This window comes from Caulobacter sp. LARHSG274 (assembly GCF_052871235.1).
Window position 1 is genome coordinate 181,470 of record NZ_JBIXJO010000008.1, and the last position, 9,606, is coordinate 191,075.

Consider the following 9,606-nt stretch of genomic DNA (forward strand, 5'->3'; position numbering starts at 1 on the left):
AGATCCGGCGAGCCAGCAGGAAGGTCCCAGGCGACATGCCCCAGCTTGAAACGCCGTCAATATCGCGCCGCGACCTGATGGCCGCCAGCGCCGCCTCCGTCGCGGCCAGCGCCGCCCCCCTGTCGACGGAGGCCGCCGTGCCCGACCCGCAAGCCCCGGTCCTTGCCAAGGTGTCGTTCGAGGTCAACGGTCAGGCCCAGACGCTTGAGCTCGACACCCGCACCACCCTGCTGGACGCCCTGCGCGAGCACCTGAAGCTGACCGGCACGAAGAAGGGCTGCGACCACGGCCAGTGCGGGGCCTGTACGGTGATCGTCGACGGGCGGCGGATCAATGCCTGCCTGACCCTGGCGGTGATGCACGAGGGCGACCGCGTCACCACGATCGAAGGGCTGGGCTCGCCCGACCGGCTGCACCCGATGCAGGCGGCCTTCGTCAAACACGACGGCTATCAGTGCGGCTACTGCACCCCGGGCCAGATCTGCTCGGCGGTCGCCGTGCTCGACGAGATCAAAGCCGGAATCCCCAGCCACGCCAGTCTCGACCTGACCGCCGCGCCGGAGGTCAGCAGCGACGAGCTGCGCGAGCGGATGAGCGGCAACATCTGCCGCTGCGGGGCCTATTCCAACATTGTCGAGGCCATCACCGAAGTGGCGGGGAGGACGGCATGAAGGCCTTCACCTACCAGCGCGCCGCCTCGCCCGCCGAAGCCGCGGCCGCCGCCCGCGCCCCGGGCGCCCGGTTCATCGCCGGCGGCACCAACCTGCTCGATCTGATGAAGCTGCAGATCGAGACGCCGCGCCACCTGGTCGACGTCAACGGCCTGGCGCTCGACAGGATCGAGCCCACCCCGGAGGGCGGCCTGCGCATCGGGGCCCTGGTGCGCAACACCGACCTGGCGGCCGACAAGCGCGTGCGCCGCGACTACGGCGTCCTGTCGCGCGCCCTGCTGGCCGGCGCCTCGGGCCAGCTGCGCAACAAGGCCACGACGGCGGGCAACCTGCTGCAGCGCACCCGCTGTCCCTATTTCTACGACACCAACATGCCGTGCAACAAGCGCACGCCGGGGGCCGGCTGCTCGGCCATCGGCGGCTTCACCCGCTCACACGCCGTGCTGGGGACCAGCGAGGCCTGCATCGCCACCCACCCCAGCGACATGGCCGTGGCCATGCGCGTCCTCGACGCCACGGTCGAGACCGTCCGCCCCGACGGCGGGGTCCGGGCCATTCCCATCGCCGAGTTCCATCGCCTGCCGGGAGCCACGCCTCACGTCGAGACGGCTCTGGCGCCGGGCGAGCTGATCACCGCGGTGACCCTGCCCAAGCCGGTCGGCGGGACCCACGCCTATCACAAGGTCCGCGACCGGGCGTCCTACGCCTTCGCGCTGGTGTCCGTCGCGACCATCCTGCACAAGGACGGCTCGGGCCGGGTCGCCCTGGGCGGCGTGGCGCACAAGCCCTGGCGCGTCGAGGCGGCCGAGGCGCAGTTGCCGCGCGGAGCCAAGGCCGCGGCCGAACCCCTGCTGGCCGGCGCCAGGACCACCCCGCAGAACGCCTTCAAGCTGACCCTGGCCGAACGCGCCCTGGGCGCGGCGATCGCCCAAGCCCGAGGCTGACCCGATGAAGTTCGACACCCCCGCGACGACCAATCCGATCGACCAGCTGAAGGTGATCGGCAAGCCGACCGACCGCATCGACGGTCCGCTGAAGACGACCGGAACCGCGCCCTACGCCTATGAGCGCCACGACGCCGTCCCCAACCCCGGCTATGGCTATGTGATCGGCGCGGCGATCGCCAAGGGGCAGATCAAGTCGATCGACGTCTCCCGCGCCAAGGCCGCGCCGGGCGTGTTGGCCGTGGTCACCGCCGAGACCGCCGGCAAGCTGGGCAAGGGCGATTTCAACACCGCCAGGCTGCTGGGCGGGCCGGAGATCCAGCATTATCACCAGGCCGTCGCCGTGGTGGTGGCCGAGACCTTCGAGCAGGCCCGCGCCGCCGCCGAGCTGGTCAAGGTCGACTATGTCCGCGCCAAGGGGGCCTTCGACCTCGCCGCCGCCAAGGACACGGCCGTCAAGCCCAAGGAGGAGATGGGGTCCACCGATACCACCGTCGGCGATTTCCAGGCGGCGTTCGCGGCCGCGCCGGTCAAGCTGGACGAAACCTACACCACGCCCGACCAGGGCCACGCCATGATGGAGCCCCATGCCAGCATCGCGGCCTGGAACGGCGACAAGCTGACGATCTGGACCTCCAACCAGATGATCGCCTGGGGCGCGGGCGACGTGGCCAAGACCCTGGGAATCCCCAGGGAGAATGTCCGCCTAGTGTCGCCCTTCATCGGCGGCGGCTTTGGCGGCAAGCTGTTCGTGCGCGCCGACGCCCTGATGGCCGCCCTTGGCGCCAAGGCGGCGGGGCGCCCGGTCAAGGTGGCCCTGACCCGCCCGCTGATGTTCAACAACACCACCCATCGGCCGGCCACTATCCAGCGCATCCGGATCGGCGCGACCCGTGACGGGAAGATCACCGCCATCGGCCACGAGAGCTGGTCGGGCGACCTGCCGGGCGGCGGGCCGGAGACTGCCGTGCAGCAGACGCGCTTGCTCTATGTCGGCGAGAACCGCATGACCCGCATGCGGTTGGCGACCCTGGACCTGCCCGAAGGCAACGCCATGCGGGCTCCAGGCGAAGCTCCGGGCCTGATGGCCCTGGAGATCGCCATCGACGAGATGGCCGAGAAGCTCGGCCTCGACCCGGTCGAATTCCGCATCCGCAACGACACCCAGGTCGATCCTGAAAAGCCCCAGCGGCCGTTCTCCCAGCGCCAGCTGATCCAGTGCCTGCGCACCGGCGCCGACAAGTTCGGCTGGTCCAAGCGTAACGCCCGCCCAGGCCAGACCCGTGACGGCCCCTGGCTGCTCGGTCAGGGCGTGGCCGCGGCCTTCCGCAACAACCTGGTGATGAAATCAGCCGCCCGGGTGCGGCTGGAGACCTCCGGCCAGGTGACGGTCGAGACCGACATGACCGACATCGGCACCGGCACCTACACGATCATCGCCCAGACGGCGGCCGAGATGATGGGCCTGCCGCTGCACCAGGTGGCCGTGCGCCTGGGCGACTCGGCCTTTCCGGTCTCGGCCGGTTCCGGCGGCCAATGGGGGGCCAACAGCTCGACCGCCGGAGTCTACGCCGCCTGCGTCAAGCTGCGCGAGGCGGTGGCGGCGAAGCTCGGCCTCGATCCGGCCACCGCGGAATTCGCCGACGGCCAGGTCCGCGCCCAGGGCCGCAGCCTGCCCCTCGCCCAGGCCGCCGCCGACGGTCCCGTGGCCGCCGAGGACGTCATGGAATATGGCGACCTGGCCAAGACCCACCAGCAATCGACCTTCGGCGGCCACTTCGTCGAGGTCGGGGTCGACGCCGCCACCGGTGAGATCCGCATCCGCCGCATGCTGGCGGTCTGCGCCGCCGGCCGGATCCTCAACCCCAAGTCGGCTCGCAGCCAGGTGATCGGGGCCATGACCATGGGCGCGGGCGCTGCGCTGATGGAGGAGCTGGTGGTCGACAAGCGCCTGGGCTTCTTCGTCAATCACGACCTGGCCGGCTACGAGGTGCCGGTCCATGCCGACATCCCCCACCAGGAGGTGATCTTCCTGGACGAGACCGATCCGATGTCCTCGCCGATGAAGGCCAAGGGCGTGGGCGAGCTCGGCATCTGCGGGGTCGGGGCGGCGGTCGCCAACGCCATCTACAACGCCACGGGGGCGCGGGTGCGCGACTATCCGATCACCCTGGACAAGCTGCTCGACCGCCTGCCGCAGGTCGCCTAGCCCGTCCGGCTTGCGCGGCGGCCGGTTTCGGATTGTCCTCGCGGGCGCAGATCGCCCGTGTCCCGTGGAGACCATCCGCCGATGCTGATGTTCGAGACCATCCTCGTGCTGCTGCTCGGGGCCACGATCGTCTCGACGATCGCCGCGCGGCTGAACATCCCCTACCCCACCCTGTTGGCGGCGGGCGGGGCTCTGGTGGCCTTCGTGCCGGGCGCGCCGCGCATGGACCTGCCGCCCGAGCTGATCCTGGCCCTGTTCGTCGCCCCGGTGCTGCTCGACGCGGCCTATGACGCCTCGCTGCGCGACCTGGCCGACAACTGGCGGCCGGTGACCTCGCTGGTGCTGGTCGCCGTCGGCCTGACCACGGCGGCGGTGGCGCTGGCCGCCCGCCAGTTCGCGCCCGACATGCCTTGGCCTGCGGCCGTAGCCCTGGGGGCCCTGCTCGCTCCGCCCGACGCCGTCGCCGCCCTGGCGGTGCTGGGCCAGGTCGACCCGCCGCACCGCATCCGCAAGATTCTCGAGGGCGAGAGCCTGCTCAACGACGCCTCGGCCCTGCTCATCTACCGGCTGGCGGTCGGGGCGATGGCGGCGGGGAGCTTCAGCCTGACGGGCGCGGTGCCGACCTTCGCGATCGTCGTGCTGGGCAGCGTGGCGGTCGGCTGGCTGCTGGCCTGGCTGGCCGGCCTGCTGATCGGGCGGATCGAAGACGCCCCGCGCTCGGTGATCTTCCAGTTCGTGATCACCTTCGGCGTCTGGCTGCTGGCCGAGCGCCTGCGCCTGTCGGGGGTGGTCACCATCGTGGTGTTCGGCCTGACCATGGCCCGGCGCACCGCCCGGCCCATGCCGGCCCGCCTCAGGCTGCCCTCGTTCGCGATCTGGGAGTCGGCCACCGTGGTGCTGAACGTCCTGGCCTTCACCCTGATCGGCCTGCAGCTGCGGCGGATCCTCGACGCCCTGGGCGCGGCCGAGCGCTACCGCCTGCTCGGCGGAGCGCTGCTGATCCTGGCCGTGGTGATCGCCGTCCGCATCGCCTGGGTCATGGCCTATCACGCGCTCGCCCAATGGAAGAACCGGACGTTCGGCGTCGCCCCCGGCCGGACCGCCCTGGCGCCGCCGACACTGAAGGGCGGCGTCCTGGTCGCCTGGTCGGGGATGCGCGGCGTCGTCACCCTGGCGGCGGCCATGGCCTTGCCGGCGAGCTTCCCCTATCGCGACTTCATCCAGCTGACCGCCTTCGTCGTGGTCCTGGGCACCCTGCTGCTGCAGGGCCTGACCCTGCGGCCCCTGCTGCTGCTGCTGAACCTGCCCAGGGACGCGACCATCGACACCGAGATCCAGCTGGCCCGCCAGGCGGCGATCAAGGCCACCGTGGCCGAGCTGGACGGCCGCGACACCCCCGCCGCCCGGCGGCTGAAGCTGGAATATGCCGAGGCCCTGGCTCTCAACCAGGCCGGTCACGACCCGCGCGAACGCGAGCACAACGCCCTGCGCCGCGACGCGGTGGCCGCGGCCCGGCGGGCGATCAGCGACCTCCGCCACCAGAAGACCATCGGCGACGACGCCTATCGCCGCGTGGAGGAGGAGCTGGACTGGCTGGAGGTCAGCGCCGGGCCGGCCGGCGACTAGCCTGAGGCGCCGCCCGCCCCCAGGGCGAACGGCACCCACCGGCGCTCGTTCTCGAACACCTCGAACGGACGGTCGACCGGCGGGAAGGCCCGCTGCGAGCAGTCGTTACGCTCGCAGATCCGGCAGCTGACCCCGATCGGAGCCGAGGGACCGGTCAGGTCCAGCCCCTGGGCGTAGACCAGGTCGTCGGCATATTGCGCCTCGCAGCCCAGGCCCAGGGCGTAGCGCCGGTCGGGCTGCAGATAGGCGCCCGACGGCTTGACCACCCCCTTGGCGATGCTGACATAGCGCACCCCGTCGGGCATCTGGGCCAGTTGCACCAGCCAGGCGTCGGGGCGGGCGAAGGCGTCGTGGACGTTCCACAGCGGACAGGTGCCGCCGAACCGCGCGAACTGCAGCCGCGTGGCGCTGTGGCGCTTGGTGATGTTGCCGGCCTGGTCGACCCGCACGAAATAGAACGGCACCCCCCGGGCGCCCGGCCGCTGCAGGGTGCTGAGACGATGGAACACCTGCTCCAAGCTGGTCTGGAAGGCCAGGCTCAGCCGCTCGATGTCGTGCCGCGCCGCCCGCGCCGCCTCCCGGAACCGCTCATAGGGCAGCAGCAGGGCCCCGGCGGCGTAGTTCAGCAGGCCCGTGCGGCAGACCTTGAAGGCGCTGTCGCTGCGGAACCCGGCCAGGGCCAGTTCGGCCTCGACCGCCTCCGACAGGGCCATGGCGACGATCTGGTAGGCCATCTGGAAGCAGCGGGTGGTCGCCGAATGGGCCGCGCCCAGGGCCAGCACCCCGGTCGCCGGGTCGAAGCGGCGCAGCAGGTCCGGCTCGGCCGAGCGCGCGACCCGCACGCCCAGGCCGTCGCGCAGCCGCCGCTCCAGCACGCTCTCGACCGGCTCGGGACCGTCCAGGCCCAGGTCGTCGGCCAGGGCCTCGGCCGCCATGTCGAGGCTGTGGATGTAGTTGTTCTTGTAGTGGAAGAAGTCGCGCACCTCCTCATAGGGCAGCAGGGCGCTGGCCGCGCCGCGCTCGTCCAGCGACACCGCCTCCTCGGTGGCCTTGAGGCGCTCGTCGAGGCGGCGATAGGCGTGGTGCAGAGCCAGGTAGGACCGCGCCAGGTTGGGAGTGTTGGCCACCGCCGCCTTCAGTTCATGCAGGCCGGGGGTCTCGCCGTCCTGGATCGGATCGGCCGTGGCCTCGCGCAGGTCGGCGATCATCCGCTGGTCGTCGGCGGCGTCCAGCGAGGCGGCGTCGACCTCGAACACCCGCATCACGTCGATCAGGACCCGCGCCGTCACCGGCCTCTGGTTGGCCTCGATCTGCGACAGATAGCTGGCCGACAGCCCCAGGCGGGCGGCGCAGGCCTCCAGCTTCCAGGCCCGCGCCTGGCGCAGGAGACGGATCCGCGGGCCGATGAAGAGCTTTTCGCGCACTTTTACAACTTTGCGACTTTGCAGGTTTTGCCATTACAGAACCGCTTCTCAGCTTGATTTTGTCCAGCTTTTCCTTGCGAGCAAGCACAAACTGCGAATTTTGAGGTTCTGTCTCTCTTTCAAATTTTCAAGTCCGAGGCCGTCCGCGTGCAGCACATCCTTGAGGAACTGGATCGTCGTCGGGCGCAGGCGCGGGCGGGCGGCGGCGAGGGACGGGTGGCGGCCCAGCACGCCAAGGGCAAGCTGACGGCGCGCGAGCGGATCGATCTGCTGCTGGACGAGGGTTCGTTCGAGGAGTTCGACATGTTCGTCGAGCACCGCGGGACCGAGTTCGGCATGGCCGAGCAGAAGGTGGCCGGCGACGGGGTGGTGACCGGCTGGGGCACGGTCAACGGCCGGGTGGTCTATGTGTTCTCCAAGGACTTCACGGTGTTCGGCGGCTCGCTGTCGGGCGCCCATGCGGCCAAGATCGTCAAGGTCCAGCGCCAGGCGATGAAGGTGGGGGCCCCGATCATCGGCCTGTTCGACGCCGGCGGGGCGCGCATCCAGGAGGGGGTCGACAGCCTGGCCGGCTATGCCGACATCTTCCTGGAGAACGTGATGGCCTCGGGCGTGATCCCGCAGATCAGCGTGATCATGGGCCCGTGCGCCGGGGGCGATGTCTATTCGCCGGCCATGACCGACTTCATCTTCATGGTCAGGGACACCAGCTACATGTTCGTCACTGGGCCCGACGTGGTCAGGACGGTGACCAACGAGGTGGTCACCGCCGAGGAGCTGGGCGGGGCGCGGGTGCATGCGGCCAAGTCCGGGGTGGCCGAGGGGGCGTTCGACAACGACCTGGAGGCCCTCACCCAGGTGCGGCGGCTGATCGACTTCCTGCCCGCGTCCAACCGCGAGCCGGCCCCCGAGCGCGCAAGCTTCGATGAGGCCTATCGCGAGGAGCCGAGCCTGGACAGCCTGATCCCCGCCGATCCGGGCAAGCCCTACGACATCAAGGAGCTGATCTCGAAGATCGTCGACGAGGCCGACTTCTTCGAGATCAGTAGCGAATGGGCCAAGAACATCGTCTGCGGCTTCGCCCGCATGGACGGCCAGAGCATCGGGGTGGTCGCCAACCAGCCGCAGGTGCTGGCCGGGGTGCTGGACATCGACAGCTCGCGCAAGGCCGCCCGCTTCGTGCGGTTCTGCGACGCCTTCAACATCCCGATCCTGACCCTGGTCGACGTGCCCGGCTTCATGCCCGGCACCAAGCAGGAGTACGGCGGGCTGATCAAGCACGGCGCCAAGCTGCTGTTCGCCTATGCCGAGGCCACGGTGCCGAAGATCACCCTGATCACCCGCAAGGCCTATGGCGGGGCCTATGACGTGATGAGCTCCAAGCACCTGCGCGGCGACTTCAACTACGCCTGGCCCACCGCCGAGATCGCGGTGATGGGGGCCAAGGGGGCGGTGGAGATCATCTTCCGCCAGGAGGCCAAGGACCCCGACGCCCTGGCCGCCCGCGAGGCCGAGTACAAGGCCGCCTTCGCCAACCCCTTCGTCGCCGCCTCCCGCGGCTACATCGACGACGTCATCATGCCCCACGGCACCCGCCGACGCATCGTCCGGGCGCTGAAGTCCCTCAAGGGCAAGGACCTCTCAAACCCCTGGAAAAAACACGACAATATCCCGCTGTAGACGAGACGGCGCGACGACCCTCTGATTTGCGAAAGAAGACCATGGACCTCAATTCTGACATCGCGGCGATCGTCACCGGCGGGGCCTCCGGCCTGGGCGAAGCCACCGCGCGGCGGCTGGCGGCCGAGGGCGTCAAGGTCGCGATCTTCGACATGAACCTGGAGCGGGCCCAGGCGGTCGCCGGCGAGATCGGCGGCCTGGCCTGCCGGGTCGACGTCACCTCCGACGCCGAGGTCGCCGCCGGGCTGGCGGTCGCGCGCGGCGCCCACGGCCAGGAGCGGATCCTGGTCAATTGCGCCGGCATCGTCATCGGGGCCAAGACCGTTTCGCGCCGCAAGGCCGACGGCGCCCTGGTTCCCGCCTCGACCGACGACTTCGAGCGGGTGCTGCGGGTCAATCTGGGCGGCACCTTCCGCTGCATCGCCCTGTCGACCGTGGGCATGGCGGCGCTGGATCGCCTGCCGACCGGCGAGCGCGGGGTGGTGATCTCCACCGCCTCGGTGGCGGCCGAGGACGGCCAGGTCGGCCAGGCGGCCTATGCCGCCTCCAAGGCCGGCGTCCTGGGCCTGGCCCTGCCGGTGGCGCGCGACCTGGCCAGCGAGGGCGTGCGGGTCAACACCATCCTGCCGGGCCTGTTCGAGACGCCGATGATGGCCAGCCTGCCAGACGCCGTGCAGCAGAGCCTGGCGGCCAGCGTGCCCTTCCCGGCCCGCCTGGGCGCCGGGGCCGAATACGCCTCGCTCGTCGTCGAGATCTGCCGCAACGCCTATCTCAACGCCGCCGCGATCAGACTCGACGGCGCGATCCGCCTGGCGCCGCGATGATGCGGTCGGAGCCCTCCAAGATGTTCAGCAAACTCCTGATCGCCAACCGTGGCGAGATCGCGGTGCGGGTGATCAAGACCTGCCGTCGGCTGGGTATTCGAACGGCGGTGGTCTATTCGGACGCCGACGCCGACAGCCTGGCCGTGGAGATGGCCGACGAGACGGTGCATATCGGTCCCTCGCCGGCCAATCAGTCCTACCTGGTCGCCGACAAGATCATCGCCGCCT

General features: G+C 70.3%; 8 protein-coding genes. 7 read left to right on the forward strand and 1 reads right to left on the reverse strand.

The window, feature by feature from the left end; all coding sequences use genetic code 11:
• Positions 1-35: 35 nt before the first annotated feature.
• The 4 genes from paoA to ACIPQB_RS15410 all read left to right on the forward strand — a co-directional run bounded on the left by paoA (position 36) and on the right by ACIPQB_RS15410 (position 5,450).
• A complete protein-coding gene (paoA, locus tag ACIPQB_RS15395) occupies positions 36-671 on the forward strand; it encodes an aldehyde dehydrogenase iron-sulfur subunit PaoA (RefSeq protein WP_446486124.1) in 636 nt (211 codons plus the stop codon).
• The gene (locus ACIPQB_RS15400) at positions 668-1,615 is read left to right on the forward strand and encodes an FAD binding domain-containing protein (RefSeq protein ID WP_446486125.1); all 948 of its coding nucleotides are present in this window, start codon (positions 668-670) and stop codon (positions 1,613-1,615) included. Before paoA ends, ACIPQB_RS15400 begins: the two co-directional genes overlap by 4 nt.
• A gap of 4 nt (positions 1,616-1,619) precedes the next feature.
• A complete protein-coding gene (gene paoC / locus ACIPQB_RS15405) occupies positions 1,620-3,824 on the forward strand; it encodes an aldehyde oxidoreductase molybdenum-binding subunit PaoC (protein WP_446486126.1) in 2,205 nt (734 codons plus the stop codon).
• A gap of 81 nt (positions 3,825-3,905) precedes the next feature.
• Positions 3,906-5,450, forward strand: a complete 1,545-nt coding sequence (locus ACIPQB_RS15410; RefSeq protein WP_446486127.1) for a cation:proton antiporter — start codon at positions 3,906-3,908, stop codon at positions 5,448-5,450.
• Here the strand turns inward: ACIPQB_RS15410 and ACIPQB_RS15415 are convergent.
• Positions 5,447-6,874 carry a helix-turn-helix domain-containing protein gene (locus ACIPQB_RS15415; RefSeq protein WP_446486128.1) on the reverse strand — a complete coding sequence of 476 codons (1,428 nt, stop codon included), beginning with the start codon at positions 6,872-6,874 and terminating at the stop codon, positions 5,447-5,449. The genes ACIPQB_RS15410 and ACIPQB_RS15415 overlap by 4 nt on opposite strands.
• Positions 6,875-7,021: 147 nt before the next feature.
• On the opposite strand from ACIPQB_RS15415, the gene ACIPQB_RS15420 reads away from it, so the two are divergent.
• The 3 genes from ACIPQB_RS15420 to ACIPQB_RS15430 form a co-directional block, all read left to right on the forward strand.
• Positions 7,022-8,554, forward strand: a complete 1,533-nt coding sequence (locus ACIPQB_RS15420; RefSeq protein ID WP_446486129.1) for an acyl-CoA carboxylase subunit beta — start codon at positions 7,022-7,024, stop codon at positions 8,552-8,554.
• A 41-nt stretch (positions 8,555-8,595) separates the two neighbouring features.
• On the forward strand, positions 8,596-9,378 hold the full coding sequence (locus ACIPQB_RS15425; protein ID WP_446486130.1) for an SDR family NAD(P)-dependent oxidoreductase: 783 nt from the start codon (positions 8,596-8,598) through the stop codon (positions 9,376-9,378).
• 20 nt (positions 9,379-9,398) lie between these two features.
• The coding region (locus ACIPQB_RS15430) for a biotin carboxylase N-terminal domain-containing protein (protein WP_446486131.1) at positions 9,399-9,606 on the forward strand (208 nt) is incomplete at its 3' end.

What these genes read in the sequence shown, in the direction of transcription:
- paoA (WP_446486124.1), top strand. Translation starts at nt 36, where the DNA reads ATGCCCCAGCTTGAAACGCCGTCAATATCGCGCCGCGACCTGATGGCC.
- ACIPQB_RS15400 (WP_446486125.1), top strand. Translation starts at nt 668, where the DNA reads ATGAAGGCCTTCACCTACCAGCGCGCCGCCTCGCCCGCCGAAGCCGCG.
- paoC (WP_446486126.1), top strand. Translation starts at nt 1,620, where the DNA reads ATGAAGTTCGACACCCCCGCGACGACCAATCCGATCGACCAGCTGAAG.
- ACIPQB_RS15410 (WP_446486127.1), top strand. Translation starts at nt 3,906, where the DNA reads ATGCTGATGTTCGAGACCATCCTCGTGCTGCTGCTCGGGGCCACGATC.
- ACIPQB_RS15425 (WP_446486130.1), top strand. Translation starts at nt 8,596, where the DNA reads ATGGACCTCAATTCTGACATCGCGGCGATCGTCACCGGCGGGGCCTCC.